This window comes from Burkholderia sp. Bp8992, from assembly GCF_003853705.1.
In the GTDB taxonomy this organism is placed as follows: Bacteria; Pseudomonadota; Gammaproteobacteria; order Burkholderiales; family Burkholderiaceae; genus Burkholderia.
The window spans coordinates 116,825-136,907 of the sequence record NZ_QTQI01000016.1 but is presented as its reverse complement, the minus strand read 5'-3'; the positions used below and the strand labels follow the sequence as shown (position 1 = coordinate 136,907).

Below are 20,083 nucleotides of genomic sequence, written 5' to 3'. Positions count from 1 at the left end.
TGTCACCCGAGTTCGGGATAGCCGTGCGAGACGGCTCCCCGCTCGAACCGCGCAATCGCGTCGTAGTCGGCCGGCGACAGCCGTTCGAACCCCTTCAGCCTCAGCACGCGCGCGCGTTCCGGATCGGCGGCGACCGCGCGATCGAGCGCGTCCTGCAACGCGCCGACCTGTGTTTCCGGCAGCGCGCGCGATGCGATGAACGGCAATCCCGGCGCGGAAGCCGTCGTGCCGATGGTCCGGATGTCCTTCAGCAGCTCGGGCAACGCGTCGCGCACATAGGCAAACGTCACGCAGTCGATCGCCGCGCAATCGGCTTGGCCCGACGCCAGCGCACGCAGCACGTTCAGGTGCGAGCCGAACGGCGTGACCGATCCGAAAAACCGTCCGTCATGCGCATGCGGCGCGACCGCATGCCGGAACGCATTCATCCCGCTGTGTGAATCCGCGCCGTTGTATGCGGCGCGCAGCCCGCGACATGCGGCGAGCGTCGTCGCGCCGCCCGCATGCACACGTGCCGACACGACCAGCACGCTGCTGTAGTGCGCCCCGTTGCAGCCGTCCGCGTCGAAAACCGGGGTCGCGATCAAACGCACGACGTCGCGCAAGCCGAGCATCCGGTACGGGTAGCCGCAGGTCTGCGACAGCAGCAGATCGTCGCGCCGCCACAGCGCGTGCAGGTCGTCGAACGGCGCGTCGGGCCGTGCGACGTCGACAGGGCCGCCCGCGTTCGCGAACGCATCGAGCGCGTCGCGCAGCAGCGCGCGCCACAGTGCGGCGTGGCGCGGCGTCACGTTGTACATCGGCAGTACTGCGATCCATGGGTTCATGCGGGCATTCTACGCATCTGCGCCGGCCCCCGATGCATATCGGCTTCGTCGCGATAAGCAAATGCGAATCGATTGGTTGGCGTCGCCGCCCCGTCCCGGTACCGTTCGAAGGCCTGCCGGCACCGCCACGTGCGCGATGCCGGGCAGGCCGACCGTGATCCGCGAGACACCTGCGCACCCGGGCCGAGCGCACCGGTTCCATCGCTCGTTCCCCGCATTGCCCGATCCATCCGCCTCAACGCCATGGCCGAATACTTCGACGTCGATCATGCGCGCGCGATTGCCGCGCTCGACGCCCGCTTCACTGCCCGCACCGAGTGGCCGACCTGGCTGCTGGTCGCCGTCATCTACGGCGGCTGGCTCGCCGTGCTGCTGCTCGTGCGCGACGGGCACCTGTCGCTCGCGGCCGCGACGCCGCCGCTGATCCTGCTCGGCGCATGGCATCTGTCGCTGCAGCACGAATTGCTGCACGGCCATCCGACGCGTTCCGCGTTCGTGAACAAGCTGCTCGGCTATCCGCCGCTGACGGTCTGGTATCCGTACACGCTGTATCGCGATACGCACCTCGACCATCATCGCGACGAGGACCTGACCGTGCCGGGCGTCGATCCGGAAACGAACTACGTGACGCGCGAACGCTGGGCGCGGCTGCCGCGCTGGCGCCGGGCGCTGACGGTCGCGCGCAAGACTTTCGTCGGACGAATCGTCGTCGGGCCGCCGCTCTCCGTCGCTTCGACGGTCGCCGACGCGTTCGGCGCGTTTCGGCGCGGCGACTTCCGCTATCTGCCGATGTGGGCGATGCACGTTGCCTGCGTGGTTGCGCTGCTCGCGTGGCTGCAATGGGCGATTGGCGTGCCGTGGTGGTATTACCTGCTGGCCGTCACGTGGCCCGCGCTGTCGCTCGCAATGATCCGCTCGCTATACGAGCACCGCGCCGCGCCGCATCCGAAGGCGCGCATCACGATCAACGAAGCCGGCTTCGCGATGCGGTTGCTGTACCTGAACAACAACTACCACCTCGTCCATCACGACCTGCCGAAGCTGCCGTGGTACGACCTGCCGCGCGCGTACCGGATGCGACGCGACGCGTATGCGCGCAAATGCGGCGGCTTCGTGATTCGCGGCGGGTATCGCGAGCTGCTCGCGCGCCATGCGTGGACGCCGACCGATACGCCCGTGCACCCGTTCGACGAAGGCACGGCATCGCTGTCGACCGGAAGCGGCGTGAAGGTGGCCGTGGTCGACAAGGTGCTGCAGATCAGTACCTGACCGGCGGCAAGGCCACCGATTCGACCGCTTCCGCACCAATTCTTACGAAAAGCCGACAACGCCCGCGAATTGCCAATTGCGCCGGCCATGCGCAGAATGACGGCTCATCCGGGGCTTCCAACAATCATCCGCCCCGGCTCTGCCTCGCGGCCGCGCGCCGCACGCCCCGACGACGATGCAACCGAACTCCCCGCCCGGCGCGATCCGCACGATCGGCAACGACTGGTCCGTTTCCGCGATCACCGCGGGCTTCCTCGCGGTCCTGATTTCCTACGCGGGCCCGCTCGCGATCTTCTTCCAGGCGTCGCAGGCCGCGCATGCGTCCAACGAAATGGTGTCGTCGTGGGTGTGGGCGATCTCGATCGGCGCGGGCGTCTCGGGCCTGTTCGCGAGCTGGAAGATGAAGGTGCCGGTCATCACCGCGTGGTCGGCGCCCGGCACCGCGCTGCTCGTCGGCCTGTTTCCGCAACTGACGCTCAACCAGGCCGTCGGCGCGTACATCACGGCTGCGCTCATCATCCTGCTGATCGGCGTGACCGGCTATTTCGACCGGCTCGTGCGCCACATTCCGCGCGGCATCGCGTGCGGGATGATGGCCGGCATCCTGCTGCCGTTCGGCATGCACGCGTTCTCCGCCGCGTCGGATCAGCCCGTGCTCGCGTTCGGGATGATCGCAGCCTACGTGATCTTCAGGCGCCTGCTGCCACGCTACAGCATCGTGCTCGTGCTGCTGACGGGCGCCGCGCTCGCGACGCTGCTCGGGATGACGCATCTCGGCAACGTGTCGCCGAGCATCGCGCGGCCGATCTTCATCGCGCCCGAATGGACGCTCGGCACGACGCTCAGCCTCGCGCTGCCGCTCGTCGTCGTCAGCCTCACCGGCCAGTTCCTGCCAGGGATGACGATCCTGCGCGTGTCCGGCTATCACACCCCGGCGCGGCCGATCATCACCGCGACCAGCGTGATGTCGCTCGTCGTCGCGTGCTTCGGCGGAATCACGATCGTCGTTGCCGCGATCACCGCGGCGCTGTGCACCGGCAAGGACGCGCACGAGGATCCGGACCGGCGCTACATCGCCGGGCTTGCGAACGGCACGTTCTACCTGATCGGCGGGCTGTTCGCGGGCACGATCGTCACGGTGTTCTTCGCGCTGCCGAAGGCATTCGTCGCGATCCTCGCAGGGCTCGCGCTGATCGGTGCGATCAGCGCGAACGTGCACGGGATCTTCGAGGACGAGAACCACCGCGAAGCGTCGGTGATCACGTTTCTTGCGACCGCGTCGGGAATGACGTGGCTCGGGCTCGGGTCGGCGTTCTGGGGGATCGTGATCGGGTCGGTGGCGTATGGGGTGTTGAACAGGGTGCGACGTCACCAGGGCGTTTGAGCCGACTCACAATACCTCCCGCAAAATGCACGTCCGTTGTATCGGCAAATCGCAAGGCGTCTGGGCCCCCCGTTCAGTTCGATACGGTCACTTCGACGCGGCGATTCCTTGACCTGCCCGGTGCCGTGCCGTTGTCGGCGAGCGGATAGGCATCGCTTTGTCCGGTTGCGGAGATGTTGTGCATCGGCACCCCCGCCGCTGCGAGAATCCGCGCGACTTGTCGGGCGCGGGCTTCGGAAAGCGCCTGATTGTTGTCCCGCGATGTCGCTCCAGCCGGTACGTTGTCGGTGTAACCAACGACCTGCACGTGCGCAGCGGGTACCGATGCAGCAATGGTCCGACCAACCGTAGCCATCATGGAGGCCCACCACGGCGCGACCGTCGCGTCACCCGACGCATACATGCCGTTGAACCGGAGGATCAATGCGTTCGTCGCCGTATCCCTGCGCAACTCGATATTGCCTGCCGCCATCTCGTCACGCAGGCTCAAGCCGAGCTGTTCCGACAAGGCCTCAAGCGAGGACGTCATCGTAGCCGGCTTGCCATGCATCCAATGTCCCACTGCTGCATAACCCCCTGCCCCGAACAGCAACGCAACGGCGAGACTCGCGCCGATCCACCAACGGGTTCGACGCACCGGTGCAGGACGCACCCACGGGTCGACAATCGATTGCCGTGGCAGCCGGATCGGCGCGCCGTCGCGCACGCTTCCGAATCCACCGGTCATGACAACCTGGTGCACGGCTTCGCGAACAGTCTGAAGACGGACCGACCCATCGTTTGCAAATCGATATCGCCCCTTGAATCCCAGATCGAGGACGTTCTGGTACAACTCGATCAGATCGAGATGCTCTCGAGGACGGCCCAGCGCTTCGTCGATCAGCTGAAACACGCGATCACTTCCCTGCCGGTCGTGACCCAGCGCCACTGCCAGGCTGTTTGACTGCCAGTCGATCCCCGTCGCACCGCCCTTGCCCCACTGCATCTGCATCGCCGCTTCGTCGAGCGCGGCGCACAGGCAATAGCTCGCGCGAACCACGTGGTCGGAGTGCAACTTCAGCTCGTTGCAGACACGCGCGAACATCCTGAGCTCCTGTTCCAGCCACCAGCGTCGCTGCGCGACGGCGTCAGGTTCCAGCCCGGCGGGCGTATCCGCCAGCGCAAGCAACAAGATGCGCGCCGATTCGAGCAACGGGTTGACCGCTTGCTCCGCGCCCCTGAGACGCACAGCGAGCGGCGGAGATGCCGGCACCCGTGCAGGACTGCTCGGATCGGCCATAGTCGAACTTGTCACCGTGCGCGTTCCTCGCAGTTCATTGGGCGGTATTGATCGGACCTGCGGGCACCATGCCGCGCGGCAATCCTGGCGGCGGGCCGCTGTCCGACAGATTGAACAGCGGCATCGAGCTCGGACAGCGGAATGTCCTCAGCACATCGCTCGTCAGCGGATTCGGAACACTCCCGGTGCTCGCGATGTCGAGCGCCGCCTTGCGACCGTCGAAATCGAACGCGACACGGGTGCGGCCGGGCATTGCTGTTTCGACGACCCGTCCCCGCTGAAGCAGCCGCATCAGCGCCCAGGGCCCGTCTGCAGCAATCGTCGACGTCTCGGGACGAATGCGCGGATTGGCGGTGATCTCTGCATGGACGCCGCCGCGCGGCCCCGGCCACGACACCGTGAACGGCGCCACGGGTCCGTGCTGATAGAGCGAAGTCTGGCCGTCGACGTCAAGCGCAAGGCCCATGATCGAGGGATCCAGTTCGGGAATGCGGATATCGGCCTTCCATGTGAGCTGCTTGTGACCGGGATCGTTGAAGAAGACTTCGCGAATCGCCTTCGCATGCTCGAACGGTTCGAGATCCGGCCCATGCACGGGCTCCGTCGCGCCGGGCAGCGTGCGGTACCGCCACGGCTTCGCGGACGTGTCGACGAAAGGCGCCAGCGTCTTCGTGAAGAAATCGTCGATCACGCCGCCTTGCGCGAACACACGGGTGAAATCGTCGATGCCGACATCGCGCCTGCTGTCGGGCGAAAACGGATAGTTGCCCTCGATGGTCAGCCGGCACGTGTCACCGACGGTCGCCTGCATCTGGCGGGACAACAATTGCCCGATCCCCTGGTTGACTTCGCGCGAGCCGTCCGCGGCAAGCTGCAGCAGCACGGCACGGAAAGGCGCGGGCATCGTGTTGGCCGCCATCTTCAGTTTCGCCGCCGCGTCGCTGGCCGGCGGCATGCTGTTGTTCGACAACGCGTTATCGGAGACCGTGAGCGCCGTGTAGTAGTCGTTCAACAGGTTGGTCACACCGTCGAGACCCGTCGCACCGGCCTGGGCTACCGCCTGGGAAGCGCCCTCCGAATCGGTGTTGCCGGTCACGACTTCGCGCAGCGCGGCGAAATGGGCGTCGACGAGGTCGCGTTCGACGCGCTCCGACGCGCGAATGCCAAGCGCCTTGTCGGCTTTCTGGTTGATCTGGTCGGCTGCCTTCTGGAGAAACGTGCCGCCCGACCCGCTCACTGGCGCCGTCAGCGTCGTTTCATGCACCGCCGCACGAGCCAGCCGCACGAGCGGCGAGTCGGGCGCGGCGAAGCGGCGGAGCACCTGAAGATTGAACGCGAGACTCGTGCCGCTCACCGTCCGGATGTCGTTGAGAAATGCATCCCATTGCTGCGCGTACTCCGTCAGATATTCGCGACGGACCGCATCCGTCAGTGCATCGTCCATCCCCGTCGCATTGCTCACGATTTCAGCCGTTTTTTTTTGAGCCGAGTCCGACGCCCTAACCAGATATGAGCGCCCCATCACCCATGCATCGTCATCGCGAGCAATCTGTACGAATTCAGGCAGCCGCTTGTCGAACAGATTGCGGTAACCGTCGAACGTGAAGAGTCCCGATACGCCGCGCGACAACGGCGCGTCGCTTGCCCGCGTGAACACCGTGCCGGCCTGCGGGCCCACCGCGCGCAACAGCGTGAACTCGTCCGGCGCCTCCTTCTGCATCGCTGCCTTTGCACGCTCGTACAAGCGCCCCGTCGCATTGCTGCCATCGAGAAACGCCCGGGCTCGCTGGATCAACGCGTCATTGCGAATGAGCGGAGACTTCACCACGCGATCGCCGGACAAGAGCTGCTGGACATGGTCGACCATCGATGCGCGGCCACCGAAGATCGCCGCACTGTCGTTTTTCGCCCAGTCGTCGAGCACCCACGTCTTGACGTCGCCGGCATTGAACTTGGCGGCGTCGTAGAGCATCAGATAGACGCGCAGCGCATCGTAGGCGGCCTTCGAATCGCTACCGGTAATCGCGCCGGACATCACATCCTCCATCCGGCGCACGATTTGCGGCAACAACAGATTGTCCTCGAGCGCATCGTATGTGCGACCGCTCTCCGTCGCGATGCTCGACGGCACGTACAACCCATAGCGCCACGCGCTGCCGGGATTCGACAGGTCCAGATTCGGAAAAGTCGGCAGATAACGCGCTTCGGTCAGCGTGTCGGGCACGGCTTCCGGTTTCGGCGTCTTGTACAGTTGCGTCACGCGAGCGGTCAACGCCTGCACCTTGCGTCCCATCGCGTCGAGGTAGTCGCTGTTGTGGCCGAAGCTCACGCGCAAGCCGATCGCCAGCCATACGAACAACAGCAGGGTCAAGGTGTGGCCGATCAGACGCAACAGCCGGTAGCGGAATTCCCAGCGCAGGTTGGGGCTGACGAGATGCGCTTCCGAGAACACGATACGCGTCAGGAGATCGTGCAGAAAAAAGCTCTGGTTGCCTTCGGCATGTTGCGGTGAAACGACGGCGTGGTCTTGAACCGACAGCAGGCGTTGAACGAGCGTATGGTGCTCTGCAACGACGTCGCCGCCCCGTTGCCGCGCGCTTGTGAAATACACACCACGCAACGTCGCATGGAGTTGAGTATCGTCGTAGCGCGAATCGAGAAAGACCCGGTCGATCAAGTCCGTCAGCGGGCCGAGCAGTGCAGAAAACTCCTCCGGGAGCGCGGCAAGCTTTCGCCGCTTCGGCAAATCGTACTCATCCTGCAGATGTGTATCGATCGAATTGCTCAAACGTTCGGAGAGTTGCGTGAGCTCGTCCTGGCAACGCGCGCGCATACCCTCCTTCGCAACCACTTCCTTGCCATACGGAAGCGTGAAGCCCCATGCCTGTGCCCGCCTCTCCGACGTGAGCGTGCCGAAATACTCCGAGAAGCCCGTCAGGCCGTCCATCTTCGTCACCATCACGTAAGCGGGGAAGCGAATGCCCAGTTCCTGCCTCAGTTCGGCCAGGCGCGCACGCAATGCAGCAGCCTCCGTGAGACGCGCTTGCTCATCGGCGCCGGCCAGCGTCGCAAGATCGATCGTCAGCAACGCGCCGTTGATCGGCGCGCGCGGCCGGTTCCGGCGCAGCATGCCGAGAAATCCGAGCCATTCCGCGCGGTCGATATCCTGACGACTATTGCGCTGGGCCGAACGACTCGGAGCGGAATCGGCACTCGATTTCGATGCCGTGGCCGCCTTCGATTGCGTCGAAGTATCCTGTTTTGCCTCGCGTTCGGCACTTTTCTCGTCCGGCTCCGAGTCGCTCGCATCCGCGCTGACGGTGTCGACTGCCGGTTTCGGTTCATCGACGTCCGCGGTTGGCGAGGTGCCATGACGCGTGTAGTAGCCCGTCGTGTCAATGAGCACCGCATCATTGGTCAACCACCAATCCACCGAGGCGGAGTCGGCGACAGGCGTCCCCGCAGCACGCTGCATCTGCTCGGCGACGGGAAATGCCAGTCCGCCGTTCAACAGCACGCTGGTCTTGCCTGACCCTCGCGAGCCGAGCGTGATGTACCAGGGCAACTCGTACAAATAGCGCTTGCCCTGGAACAGCCGACTCAATCCGCGCGCGCCTGTCCGCATCGATTTCAAGCGCGCGAGTGCGCTGGTCACGATTGGTTCGATTTTTCGCAGACGTTCAGCGGCAGGTGACTCGTCCTTCTTGTCGCCGACGCGCAGCATTTTCTTCAGGAACGCATCGTCTGCGCGCATCTTCTGCCAGACGCGGTACATCCCGAAGATGACGAGCACGGCCACAATCACCGCGATTGCCGTGAGTCGGGTCGACGCTGGCTCGAACAGAGCCATATGACCAAACGAAAGCAGCGGGCCCGCGTACCAGATCAACAAGCAAAGCAGGGCGACGAATACGATGATCGTCGGCTGGCCCATGAGCCAGAGCAGTACCCCTGCGAGCAGCAATGCGATCAACAACACGCGCATGCCGGCCCCGGCGAGCGGCTTCAGTCCGCCGAACGCGAAAAACGGCCCGACGAACCAGATCACCAATGCGACGACAATCAGTGCGAGGAACGTGAGGAACTGGCGCGAGGCCAGAAACGACAGGAACTGGAACTTCTTCATGTGTAATTCCGGAAACGGATCTGGCTTATCGCGCGACGACGATCTCGACACGCCGGTTCTGCGCGCGCCCCTGCACGGTGCGGTTGTCGCCGACGGGATCGGCCTCGCCATTGCCGGCGGCCTCAAGACGATTGGCCGGCACGCCCGCGGCTTGCAGCATCTGCATGACCTGAATGGCCCGCTCTTCCGACAGCATCTGATTCGACGCGAAATGACGGCTGCGAATCGGCACGCTGTCCGTGTACCCAAGAACGGCTACCTTGCCGGGAACCTTGGAAATTTCGGCGGCGATTTTTGAAATCAGCGGGTTCATCGACGGTTGGACCGACGCCCCGCCGGGCTTGAACATCGCATCGCCGCGGAACGTCACAGCGCTGCGGCGGGCATCTTCGTCGACGCTGACGGTGCCGGCGGCGATTTCGTCCTTGAGCAACTGTTTGAGGTGCAATTGGGGAGGCGCTGGGGGTGGTGTCATCGCGCCGATCGCGGCAATCTGCTTCTGAACTTCGGCAGCACGGGTCATCAGTTCATATTTGAACCAGCCGAACAGGCCGAGAAGGACTACCGACAGAACGACAACGGTGATCCACACCGGGAAATCGTAGAGCGACAGCCGCTTGCCTTTCGCTGTCGATTGCCAGTTGGGCGACAAGGCCATCGGAACGGGTTCGCGTTGCGAGGTGATGACGTTATAGATTCGCTGGCGGATCGCGTCGTGCTTGCGCTTGCTATCAGCGCCGTCCCGATAACGGCCCTCGAAGCCGAGACTGAGGATGCGGTAGATTACCTGGAGCAGATCTCGGTGCTCATGAGGATCCTCGAGCAGACGGGCGATCAGGAGATATACCTTGTCGCCGCCGTCTCGGTCTTCGTGGAAAGTGGTCGCAAGACTGTGGCTCTTCCACTCACTTCCCGACGCGCCGTCACGGCCCCATTCAGTTCGCATCGCCGCTTCGTCTAGCGCCGTGCACAGACAGTATCGCGCGCCGATCATATGGTCGCGGCGAATATTGGCCTGCTCACACAGTTTTTGAAAGGTGCGCATCTCCTGCTCGAGCATCTGTCGCAACAATTCACCCGCAGAGTCTTCCAGTGCGTCCGGCATATCTGCTTGCGCCCTCAACAACGGACGCGCTGCTTCAAGCAGCGGATTTTTCGCACCTTTGACTGCATTCAGCCGCTGCATCTCCGCTTCGCCCGGCGGAATGACATAGGTCTTCCGGTTCCGATCTGGATCGACGGTATCCGCGAACGTCGGCGTATCGACGGCGGCCTGTGCATCAAGCCTTTGGCCACTCAGGTATTTCGCACGATCCATCATCCAACCCTCGCAACCGCACTGCTGACGAGAGCGCACCCGCACTCCGTGCGGTGTCCGTGCAAGGCCACACGCCTTCCGCCGATCGTCAGTGTCGGATGGGCTTGAGTAATTCGGTTCACGCCATGTTGACGACCATCCGGATAGCGTTGAGGGCAATCAACCAGATCGTGAAGCCGTGCGACCGGCTTGCCGCCGATACTGTGAGTCGCGGAGCCGGTAATGATCCGGCCGCCGTGGTCGGTGCGGTCGCCTAGTACTGCGATTGGAAGAGACATTAAATGATCCTTAAGGAACCGTATATCGAAGCGCAAAGTTGGGTTTCGAGGACAACTTGAACTGTCACATCGGCTCCATCGGAATTTTCTCGGGGTTACGCGATGCATCGCGCAGGTACGGATCGAATTCATCTACGGCGCATGCAGCCTCGATTTCCGCCGGCCACACTGGGATCTTGCTCGTGTGCATGGCAAACCATCGGCCAAGCGATGCCAGGAAGAAGACAGGGGAAAGCAATATTTGCCCGATAGGTTGACCATTCAGCGCAAAGAACATGTATCTGAGGCCAACCGTGTATTTCTCGCGCCGTTCGGCGATATCGTGGCACCAGTAGACGTCGCGGTAGACGGACGCTGGCCCCTCTTCCATATATCGTCGAATGAACTCCCAACAATGCTCCAACTGCTCCACGAGCGCCGTGTCGCCAGGTAAAGCAAATGTCTCCAAGACAGTTTCTCCGTCCTTATCGAGCACATGACCACGGATATCCCAGTTTTGCCGACCCACCATATGCCCGCAACGCCCGAGGGTGAAGAATATATCGTCCCATTTGGTAATCAAAACCGTCCCATTTCTCCGAAATACATAAATCAGTTTATTTTTATAGTTAAACCTAATCGGAAAATACGTCCAAGAGAACATCTCCTTTGACAACATCCACGCCATAAACATCCAGTACGGAATCCACACCGCAAGAAAGATAGAAAGAGAAATAAATTCCAGGCCAATTGCAGCGAAAAGCGGAACAAAAAAAGCAAAAACCGGGATTGCCACGCCAATCAAGCAAAACGCCGCCATCGTTCCTCGATATATAAACCAGCGATCAACGCACTCCAGATACGTCGAGTTCATTTCGACAACTGATATGTTATAAAACGGTGAAATATCGAGCCGCACCTTCTGATGAAATTGATTCGATATCTCCTCACCGGTCAACTTTCGACTTGTGCGGTATTTTTTTGCATAGAGTCCTGTGTAGTCCATATCAAGCCCCGGCTACCGTCGTTAGTTCGCCCAATTCCTCTTCAGAATTCTTATAGCGATCCTTCGCATCCAGTGTGCCCCAGTAGCAACGCTTCAACCACTTTTCCATCTTGTCATCCTGCAGAAATGTAGTGCTCACGCCGGCACCAATGAAAAACAAAGTTGCGACAATCACTCCAATTACAGATTCAGCGGCTAACATGAATGCCACAATAAGACCAGAGACTGCGGACACGCTCAACGCCAAACCCAACGGATAATTTCTTTGTTGAATGGCCTCAACGGCATTTTTCCCGTCCCAAAATGCGTTAATTCCAGCGGCAAAAATTCCAAGTGACTTTGATAAGTATCCAAATATCTTCCCAACCACCCCCAACGCCGCCGCCCGCCCCTTCAACAAAGTCGTCTCGGCCAAATTGCCAGCAGCTCTGGCTATGGTGTCTGCCGCCGTGGAACCCAACGCAATCACTGCACTTCCCAACCTGAACTGACTCTCCAGCCTGTCGCCCTTCATCGAGTTCACCAGATCCATCGATACCTTTTGATAGGCAGCCCACTGAAACAGCCCCGCCAGCACGTTGCCGAGAAACGGTATTGCCTTGCCTGCCGTTGCAACCCTTTGCGACACATTGATCCGCTCCCGCCATGCCGATAGATTCAACCGCTCGATCTCCTCTGCGGAACGAAGCGAGTTCGCAAGCCATTTGGCCTGTTCACTCTTGCTCAACCCTTTCGGCATGCCTTTGATCGTCTCTTCGTCGATCATCACAAGAAATTTCGACTGGACAACCGTGCTCATCGGCTCTCCTCGAATCTGAAGGCGGCGCAACGCGAGCGACACCTCTCGCTGGATCGCGTTTTCACTCGCTTTCTTGATGCCGGAGGATTTCAGGAGTTGGCGAATGAGCGACGCCCGGTATGCTTTATACGGGCCGGTCAACTCGACCCGCACGACCGGCCGGCCGCTGACAACGCCGCACGCAACGAGGGCATGTCGGACCGGCCCGTCTACTGAGCTTTGCAATGCTTGGGTGATCGATCCGCCGAGCGAAGCCAGTAACTTCCCGATCACTTCGGGAGCCTGCTTGGCCACGCCGTCAATGGAGTTGTTGAACGCCAGCATCAGGCTGTCCCAGCCGACCGTCTTCCACGTGACATCCGGCTTGAGGCTTTCCGAAAATATCTTCTTGTTGCTCTCGAGATTCAGGACAACGCCGCGAAGCACAAGATTCTTGTCATCGGAGATCACGCCGCTCAACCAGCGTTCGTATAACCGTGCGCAAGGCTTGAATTGTTCCGTGCCTTGGATACATGCGGTGAGAACACGAGCATAGACAAGCCCGACTTCCGCGGAGGCGCTATCGTGCGTGCAGTCCAGATGGTTCCGCATCTGGTTGCTTGCCATCCACTGGACATGAGACACCGCCAACGGATGCAATGTCTGGTCGCTGAACCGACCATATTCCTGATTGAACTCGTTTTGCCATTGCGCCCGCGCAGGTTCGTCGTAGTCCCGTGCATATTTCGTCCAGGATTTCGACGAGGCATTACCCAAGTCCGCGGCGGTGGTCGCAGGAAGCTTCGGAGGATTAGCTACGTAGGTCATCCGCCCGAGCCCATCGGGAACGTAATGTCCGTCTTGCTCCAGCTCGTCGCCTGCGACGATCTCATTCATCTCCGCACGATCAGCGACCGCAGCCTGCAGGCTCAGAATCGCGGTAGAGACGCTTAGTTTTCGGGAGCGGTCGGCAACGGCCATGAATCCTTCGTGAAGCTCGACGGTTCTGGCGCCGATTTCCGCGGCGATCCCAGCCGGGTCGTCAATAATCAGCATGGCCCCGGGTTGCGGTCCCAATGACGCGGCGGCGTGTAACAATCCGTCGGTAGTCGACGCCCAGGAATTGAACCCATAGGGCGAGAATGCGAACGTTTCAACCTTCACCTTCGGCGAATACTCCGCCACGATCGACGCTACGTTGTCCAACGCTCGTGCGTGAGGCGCCTTGCGACTTTCCATCCACTTCTTCACATCGAATACGCGCATATGGCGGCTTCGATACGCCTCGTCCTGATTGAGTTGAAGCACTCGTGGCGTCCATTCGGCGACGGAATAGCCGACCCATATCCTTCCTGCGCTCTTTGGTTTTTTTACGGTAATGCAAGCCGCAATTTCCCGGTGCCCCGTTTTGTTGCATGGCTCCCTGCCCTCCACGTAAGCACCGTTCAATGGCACACCAACCGGTACCTTCATCAGATATCCGAGTGGGGTGATCCAGTACTTCTCCCACATCCCTCGTTCGTCGTACACGTACAGAAAGCCATTGCGCAATGTCCGACCTGTATAGGCGGCGGCCCCTCTCAAGGGAATCTTCTTACCCCCATCGCCGTCAGCAGGCTGAAGGTCGGCCGGCAGCGTCGGCCCACCTGAATCCGGGTGCATGATTGCTGCCCGAACCGGGAGGATCGCTAACCCCTTTTTCTCACAAAACTCGCAATCGCCGAGCGCAGTCGCCTTCGCCTTGGCCAGTGCAGTTAAAGAAGAGTTTGCGTTGGTCACGATACCTCCCGTTCTCGATCAATCCGTTCAATGTCCGCGATTACGTTGCTCCACTCATTTTCAGGAAACGACTCAGTCGCCTGGGCATAGGCCCCCGGTGTCGCGGCAGCAACTCGAAGGTGAGGTACCAACTTCGGATGGTTGGTGAAACTCCGACCAAGGAGGCAGCCGTGTCGCGCAAAGGCCATGCAATCAGACGCGTCCGTAAGGCCAAACTCACTCTGCGCGGTACACAACCATTGATTGACCTCCTGACTAAAGCGCCACATTTGCTTCATCTCAGTGGCCTCGGGCATGGTCGCGAGTGTGCCGTTGACGAGTCCGACGTTAGTCAAAGCAATCGACCGAGCCTCGTCGAGCTTGCTCCATGCGACCTCTGGCCGGCTAGTGAACTCGAGTTCATGCCATAAGCCGTGGAAAGACACCCACCAGCGGCTTATACCGTCACAGAGCGCAGCGAGGTGCGGAAGCGGCAATACCCACAGCAGATGAATGAATACGGCGGCGTCTGCAAAGCGCAGCAGAACGCGCGAATCATCCTCCAGCGTGATGGCGACCCGCGCCGCCAACCGACGAGCTTGCGCCTCGACGCTCAAGTCGCTGCAAATCAACATCGCTGATGCAATTCCGGAGGAGTCAACCTCCAGAGACTGCGTAATCTCTTCACGCTGGATATCGTCAAGGTGATCGAGGTGAAGTACTACCGGGAGCAAATGACGTTCATTTGCAAGCCAGTCGGGCACGATGTCGTGCCAAGGCAAATCATCCCTCCAGTCCCGGATGAGGAGGCGATCGGCCAGCAGATGTGTACTGGCGGACATTGCATCGGCAAGTGTGCGACTTTGCATGTGTCCCTCAGGAGAGCGGCACAATCGCCGCATGCTGGACTGCTGCCTTGACCATGCTCATTTCGCAAACCTTGAGTTCGGCGGCCGGTACAGCCTCAGATGCACTTCGAGGCCCGGGCATTTCGTGAATTGCGGCGTAGGATTGCCACTGCCCGGGCGTGCCGTTGGTAATGCCCGAGTTATTGAGCGTGATGAAACTCTTCCCGCCACGCAGCGATAATTCCTCTTCGGCCCAGATTTCGATCTTCGTCGCGGTCTGCCTGATCCGGATTTTTGCCATCAAGTTGATGGTGTCCTTGAGCGATTCGATGTCAATTGAACCTGCCCCCGCAATCAGCTTGATTCCGGCGTCGTAGACGAAAATCCGCAATTTTTCTTTGATGGTTGCAAACAGCGAGCGTCCGGTGGCAATGCCAAGATGCTCACCCGTCGTCAGCGCAAGATGCTCGCCGCTCGCGACATGCGTGCTACCCGGTGTTGTGGTTTGAATGCCAGCTGGACTAGCAAGCGTCAGATGCGGCTCGGCAAACTCTGGAAACGGGTCACCGCCAGATTCGGCTCCGCCCCGGAGTGCATCATTCTGTGCATTCAACGCGGTTGTGACCTCACTCTGATCACTATTTACCTCCTGCACATGGTTCTGCTGAGCCAGTTGGGCCAGTCGTTCGTGCGTGTCACGTGCTTCCATCAGCCGTCGAACTGTTTCACCCATCCCTTTGACGTGCCCTTCCGCATCCGGCCGTGCCTCGGTGGTAACCAACATTCCCAATGCCGAACGGACCACCCCCCACAAACCGGTCGCGAGTTCGAAGCCACGACCGCGTTCCTCTTGCCGCCCCGCATTTCCAGCGATACGCGTGATGTAACCCAGATTCAGTTGAGAACTGCCTTCATCGCTTGAGAGATGTGCCTGAATCTTCCCGTGCGTATCATCGAACGCCAGCGTATTCGCCCGCCGAGCGCCGATCTCCTTGCTGCGAAAACCGGCGAGCGCCTGGTTCTCCGGTAAGCCGAATGGCGGCATATTGAACGCATTCACCGCGCTGCCGACGATGATCGGCAAATCCGGATCGCCATTCGCGAATGCAACCTCGACCTCATGGCCCCGGCGCGGCAGGAAGATTGCGCCGAACTGATCGCCACGCCACGCCCCGGCGACGCGTACCCAGCAACTCGAACGTTCATCGTTGTCGCCGAGCCGATCCCACAGAAACTGCACCTTCACCCGACCGTACGCGTCAGTCCAGATTTCCTGACTCTCCGGACACGTCACAATCGCGTATTCAACTCCGGTAATACGTGGCTTCGCGATCGAGCGCGGCAGCCGGAACGGCTCATGGGTCGGCTGCAACACAAAGTCTGCTTCGCAGTGGTATCGCTGGCCGGAACCCGACGCCTCGCCGACCTCCTCGATCGTGAGCCTCGCGGTGATAACCGCGTATTCGCAGTTGGCAGCGCTCTGCGGATAGTGCGAAAGCACAAAGGTCTGGCCAGTAACAAGCCCGCGCAGGTTGCCCTGCCCGGAAGCCTTGAGCCCCTGACAGCGATACGCCTGCATCTGGACGAGTGTCAGGTATTCGGCCTCGGTCCGCGGTTCGCTCGGTGCACCTGACAAACCACCCGTGCCGGCCTGCGGCTGCGCATAATCGCCCCACACGTAATGTTCCTGATTGGCGAGCCCCGTATTGCGCGGGTCTTCTCGTCCAACCGTCAGGTCAGCGCGCGGCCGGTTGTAGTCATAATCGACACTGGTCACCGCGCCGGCCGTCAACGCATTCGAGACCGACAGCGCGTGAATATGCTCCTCGTCAATACGCCGGCTATTGGGAGCCTGGTAGCGAATCGTCGAATAGGCATTGCCATGCGGCTTGAGCGCAGCGATCGAATCGCACAGCACGAGACGGTGCTTCCCCTCGTCATGCTCGAAGAAATAGAAGATGCCCCACTCCTCCCACAACCGCTGCAGGAACGTCCAGTCGCTTTCGTAGTGCTGGCGCTGGATGTCCCGCTTGGGCCAGGTCTTGTTCGGACGCGGCGGCGTCAGTCGCTTATCGACAGGGAACAGATAGGCCGCGAGCACTGCATCCGTGATCTCGATCACCGACATGTCCTGGAAGATGCGGCAATCGCAGTTCTTCGTCGCCAGCCAGAACCACGGTCGAAGCGTGACCGCGTATACGATCGATCGACCATCTTCTCGCAGGATGGATGCGTTGGTGACGATGCCGGTGATCTCGCGCGTGCCTGCGCCGATGTTCGCCATTCCGGCCTTGCCGGCGAGGCCACGAATGAAATGCCCCACGCCTTCGAGCTGAATCGAGACGGTCAGCTCGGTGCCGATCAGCTTGTCGAGATCGATATTCGCGGCAATGCTCTGCGAGAACCCGAGTTCGTCCGGCGTTTTCAGCTCGACCGTGTACTCGAACAACTCGCCGAGTGTTTCGCCGCCCGTAAGCTTCACCGGCGTGAGGATCGGACGATCACCGTACATCGGCAGGGCCGCGCCGGAAATCGTCAGTGTCCGTGATGCGTCAAACAAAGCCATTCCGACATCTCCGTTAAATCGCTCGGATCATTGATCCGTCCGTTATTTATTCGACGTATGACGGATAGCATTCCTTATTTCCAACCATTAACGTGAAAACAACCCGACAACATCATCAGAAAAATTAGATGCGTGATCGCCACCACAGCCTTCTTGAACATATATCCTCGCTTAACTCAGTCGCGCTTACGCGCGCACGCCCCACAGCTCCAACCTCAACGACGGGAACTCACCCGCCACATGCAGCGCGATGCCCCCATGCCGCACGACTTCCTCCCAAAGCGGCCCGCCTTGCGTCAGCTCGTAATAGATGTAGCCCGCATTGAATGGAATCTGCCGCGGCGGCACCGGCAGCGCCTCCAAACCGATGCCCGGCAAGTGACTGCGCACAAGGCTCGGCAGCTTGTCCGACGGCCCCACCTTCGCTTGCGCCAGAAACTGCTGCTTCAGCAGATCAGGCGGCATCGCCGCATGAACGGCCAGCACCAGCGCGGTAAAGCCCTGCATATCGACCGGATCGACCACCGCGTTGCGCATCCCGTGCCCACGGTCTTCGAATGCGATACTCTGCGCGCTACGCACCAGCACGGCATTCAGCAACCGATGCGTATCGTCGACAACCGGCTTCAGACACAGATGCGGCGTCGTGTGCTGATACGGCGGATGCGTGTCGAGCGGCCGACGGGTATCCGTGCGCAGATGCGTCGACAGTTCGCCCGCCATGCTGATCAGCAATGCATACACGTCGGCCGGCGACACAGCCGGCACCCGCAACATGTGCTGCAGCAACGGTTCATAGCGATTCAAAATCTGCAACAGCAGATAGTCCGTAACCGTCGCCGCACTCGCCGTCGTCTCGTCGGTGCCGGCGAGCCGTGCTGCGAGCGCATTCGCACGCAGGTGCGCGAGATCGTGGATCTTCGTCACCCAGCTTGCGAGCAGGTCGCTCGCACCGTAACCCGATACAGGTGGCACCAGCGTATCGTCGAGCTCGATGCTGCCGTCCGCACGGATCGTCTTGACACGCGTGAGTGCGAGACCGATCCACGCATCGCCCAACTCCTTTTCCGGCATCAGGCGCAAGCGCAGATTCGACAGTTGCACGGACTCCGGGGCAAGGCCGATCGAATTCGTATCGCGTAGCTCCGTATCGAACACCAAATAGCGCGCCAGCGAATCCGTGCTGTTCTGGAACGTCGTTTCTTCGCAGTTCGGTAACCGGACCGGCACCGCGAGATAGATCACCTGATCGAGGTGCTCGGGCCGGATCGTCAGCGGTGGCGGCAGAGGTGTATTGCCCGGCGCATCGAACGGCGTGCCGTCGGCGAACACGCCGGCGGCCGATTTGACGATCACCTTCCCGAGCGCCAGCGACTCCCGGTCGAGCGCATAGCTCGCGAAGCCGAAAAAGAACGGCGACAGCGGGGCCGCACGCATATGCGCGTACTTCTCGAAGTAGCGATCCTGCTGCTGGAACAGTTGCGGACGGAAAAACAACCCTTCCTGCCAGGCGACCTTTGCATACCAACTCATACATACCGTCCGGTTTGTTGCGCGACGTGTTTCATTTCTTCGCTTCCTCGACCTTGACGGCCTTCGCCTCAAGATCGACAGTCAATTTCAGCTTCGGCGTGAACAAGCGGTACCACGCCTTGTCGGGTGCGGTCGGCATCGTGTAAGCCGTGCGCCACACCGCATTCGGCAAATCGCGATAGGCCGCAATCACGCCGATGGCGACCGTCGCAGGGTCTGGTCGCCGAACGAGGGTCTTGCGATCGCCGGGACGCAGCTGCAGTTCGTCACGCTTCACGACGTCATCGCCCAATAGCGTCTTTTCCCGGGTCTGCAGCGTGAAAAAGTCGGCCGCGTTGAAGGCGTTGTCATTCTTCAACTCATAGATGCGAACGACGATCGGTGCGGCCCGGCCGCGGTCGTCCGGATTGACGTCCGGTCGCGCGGTGACCGTCAGGTCAAGCCGAATCGGCTCCTTGGGCTTCGGTTCGCCGCTCGCACAAGCCGCAAGCATCGCGACGCTCGCAAGCGTGGTGGCAATCAGAATCGAACGCATGCAAATCTCGCCTTGGAATGCAACAGAAGGACGTTGCGCGTGCACCGAGACACCCGTGCGCACGCGCAACGCCCAACCGGCTTACGCTTCCTTGTTGCCCTTGATGTCGAAGCCGGCCGTCACCGCACCACCGCTACCGCCTTGCGCGTTCTGTACGACGTACTCCTGCTTCACCTTCGCGAACGACAACGCCACCGTCTCGCGGCTTTTCTCGGCGTCGCTCTTGCTGCCGGACGGCTTCACGCGCGTGACGATCACGTCGCTCATCGTGACCTTCAGGTACTCGAGCGGGTTGCCGCCGGCCTTGCGCATCACGAGCGTCGCCTGGTCGATATGCTTGCCGGTCAGCGCGTACTTCATCAGGTTGGGGCTCGCGCGATCGATGTTGTGTTCGAACGTCAGGTCCTTGACCGTCGCCTTGCCCGCGCCGCCACCGCTGCCGGCATGCATCGACGATTCCTGGGTGATTTCCCAGTCCCAGCTCAACACTTCGATCTCGTCCTTGTGCTTGTCATCGAGCGATTCGCCGTTGATACCGTCGATCTTCAGAAAAATGTCCTGTGCCATGCGTAGTACTCCTTGACGTACATGAGTAGAAA

General features: G+C 61.0%; 14 protein-coding genes. 2 read left to right on the top strand and 12 right to left on the bottom strand.

Features of this window, described 5'->3' with window-relative positions; all coding sequences use genetic code 11:
- Positions 1-2: 2 nt before the first annotated feature.
- Complete coding sequence (locus DIE03_RS23070; protein ID WP_124454368.1) at positions 3-827, bottom strand: phosphate/phosphite/phosphonate ABC transporter substrate-binding protein; 825 nt, start codon at positions 825-827, stop codon at positions 3-5.
- Positions 828-1,070: 243 nt separating this feature from the next.
- Between DIE03_RS23070 and DIE03_RS23060 the strand changes: the two genes are divergently transcribed.
- Both DIE03_RS23060 and DIE03_RS23055 read left to right on the top strand, forming a co-directional pair.
- A complete protein-coding gene (locus DIE03_RS23060) occupies positions 1,071-2,096 on the top strand; it encodes a fatty acid desaturase (protein WP_124454364.1) in 1,026 nt (341 codons plus the stop codon).
- A gap of 175 nt (positions 2,097-2,271) precedes the next feature.
- Entirely contained in the window at positions 2,272-3,480 is a 1,209-nt protein-coding gene (locus tag DIE03_RS23055; protein ID WP_124454362.1) for a benzoate/H(+) symporter BenE family transporter, read from the top strand.
- Between the two features lie 73 nt (positions 3,481-3,553).
- Here DIE03_RS23055 and icmH read toward each other — a convergent pair whose 3' ends face one another.
- The 11 genes from icmH to DIE03_RS23000 all read right to left on the bottom strand — a co-directional run bounded on the left by icmH (position 3,554) and on the right by DIE03_RS23000 (position 20,051).
- Positions 3,554-4,759: a type IVB secretion system protein IcmH/DotU gene (gene icmH, locus DIE03_RS23050; RefSeq protein ID WP_124454360.1), complete on the bottom strand. Its 1,206-nt coding sequence runs from the start codon at positions 4,757-4,759 to the stop codon at positions 3,554-3,556.
- A 34-nt stretch (positions 4,760-4,793) separates the two neighbouring features.
- A complete protein-coding gene (tssM, locus tag DIE03_RS23045; protein WP_124454357.1) occupies positions 4,794-8,885 on the bottom strand; it encodes a type VI secretion system membrane subunit TssM in 4,092 nt (1,363 codons plus the stop codon).
- Positions 8,886-8,910: 25 nt separating this feature from the next.
- Positions 8,911-10,206 carry a type VI secretion system protein TssL, long form gene (tssL, locus tag DIE03_RS23040; protein ID WP_124454355.1) on the bottom strand — a complete coding sequence of 432 codons (1,296 nt, stop codon included), beginning with the start codon at positions 10,204-10,206 and terminating at the stop codon, positions 8,911-8,913.
- Positions 10,203-10,481, bottom strand: coding sequence for a PAAR domain-containing protein (locus DIE03_RS23035; RefSeq protein ID WP_124454354.1), 279 nt, complete (start codon positions 10,479-10,481; stop codon positions 10,203-10,205). Before DIE03_RS23035 ends, tssL begins: the two co-directional genes overlap by 4 nt.
- A 64-nt stretch (positions 10,482-10,545) precedes the next feature.
- A complete protein-coding gene (locus tag DIE03_RS23030; RefSeq protein WP_124454352.1) occupies positions 10,546-11,466 on the bottom strand; it encodes a DUF6708 domain-containing protein in 921 nt (306 codons plus the stop codon).
- A 1-nt stretch (position 11,467) separates the two neighbouring features.
- On the bottom strand, positions 11,468-14,023 hold the full coding sequence (locus DIE03_RS23025; RefSeq protein WP_124454350.1) for a T6SS effector BTH_I2691 family protein: 2,556 nt from the start codon (positions 14,021-14,023) through the stop codon (positions 11,468-11,470).
- The gene (locus DIE03_RS23020) at positions 14,020-14,871 is read right to left on the bottom strand and encodes a DUF4123 domain-containing protein (RefSeq protein WP_124454348.1); all 852 of its coding nucleotides are present in this window, start codon (positions 14,869-14,871) and stop codon (positions 14,020-14,022) included. The genes DIE03_RS23025 and DIE03_RS23020 overlap by 4 nt, the downstream gene beginning before the upstream one ends.
- 7 nt (positions 14,872-14,878) lie before the next feature.
- Positions 14,879-17,416, bottom strand: coding sequence for a type VI secretion system Vgr family protein (locus DIE03_RS23015; RefSeq protein ID WP_124454346.1), 2,538 nt, complete (start codon positions 17,414-17,416; stop codon positions 14,879-14,881).
- 186 nt (positions 17,417-17,602) lie between these two features.
- On the bottom strand, positions 17,603-18,949 hold the full coding sequence (gene tssK / locus DIE03_RS23010) for a type VI secretion system baseplate subunit TssK (RefSeq protein ID WP_124454344.1): 1,347 nt from the start codon (positions 18,947-18,949) through the stop codon (positions 17,603-17,605).
- A 31-nt stretch (positions 18,950-18,980) separates the two neighbouring features.
- Positions 18,981-19,484: a type VI secretion system lipoprotein TssJ gene (gene tssJ / locus DIE03_RS23005; RefSeq protein ID WP_124454342.1), complete on the bottom strand. Its 504-nt coding sequence runs from the start codon at positions 19,482-19,484 to the stop codon at positions 18,981-18,983.
- Between the two features lie 81 nt (positions 19,485-19,565).
- Positions 19,566-20,051: an Hcp family type VI secretion system effector gene (locus DIE03_RS23000; RefSeq protein ID WP_124454340.1), complete on the bottom strand. Its 486-nt coding sequence runs from the start codon at positions 20,049-20,051 to the stop codon at positions 19,566-19,568.
- Positions 20,052-20,083: the final 32 nt, after the last annotated feature.

What these genes read in the sequence shown, in the direction of transcription:
- DIE03_RS23035 (WP_124454354.1), bottom strand. Translation starts at nt 10,481, where the DNA reads ATGTCTCTTCCAATCGCAGTACTAGGCGACCGCACCGACCACGGCGGC.
- tssM (WP_124454357.1), bottom strand. Translation starts at nt 8,885, where the DNA reads ATGAAGAAGTTCCAGTTCCTGTCGTTTCTGGCCTCGCGCCAGTTCCTC.
- tssL (WP_124454355.1), bottom strand. Translation starts at nt 10,206, where the DNA reads ATGATGGATCGTGCGAAATACCTGAGTGGCCAAAGGCTTGATGCACAG.
- icmH (WP_124454360.1), bottom strand. Translation starts at nt 4,759, where the DNA reads ATGGCCGATCCGAGCAGTCCTGCACGGGTGCCGGCATCTCCGCCGCTC.
- DIE03_RS23030 (WP_124454352.1), bottom strand. Translation starts at nt 11,466, where the DNA reads ATGGACTACACAGGACTCTATGCAAAAAAATACCGCACAAGTCGAAAG.
- DIE03_RS23070 (WP_124454368.1), bottom strand. Translation starts at nt 827, where the DNA reads ATGAACCCATGGATCGCAGTACTGCCGATGTACAACGTGACGCCGCGC.
- tssJ (WP_124454342.1), bottom strand. Translation starts at nt 19,484, where the DNA reads ATGCGTTCGATTCTGATTGCCACCACGCTTGCGAGCGTCGCGATGCTT.
- DIE03_RS23055 (WP_124454362.1), top strand. Translation starts at nt 2,272, where the DNA reads ATGCAACCGAACTCCCCGCCCGGCGCGATCCGCACGATCGGCAACGAC.
- DIE03_RS23015 (WP_124454346.1), bottom strand. Translation starts at nt 17,416, where the DNA reads ATGGCTTTGTTTGACGCATCACGGACACTGACGATTTCCGGCGCGGCC.
- DIE03_RS23020 (WP_124454348.1), bottom strand. Translation starts at nt 14,871, where the DNA reads ATGCAAAGTCGCACACTTGCCGATGCAATGTCCGCCAGTACACATCTG.
- DIE03_RS23060 (WP_124454364.1), top strand. Translation starts at nt 1,071, where the DNA reads ATGGCCGAATACTTCGACGTCGATCATGCGCGCGCGATTGCCGCGCTC.
- tssK (WP_124454344.1), bottom strand. Translation starts at nt 18,949, where the DNA reads ATGAGTTGGTATGCAAAGGTCGCCTGGCAGGAAGGGTTGTTTTTCCGT.
- DIE03_RS23000 (WP_124454340.1), bottom strand. Translation starts at nt 20,051, where the DNA reads ATGGCACAGGACATTTTTCTGAAGATCGACGGTATCAACGGCGAATCG.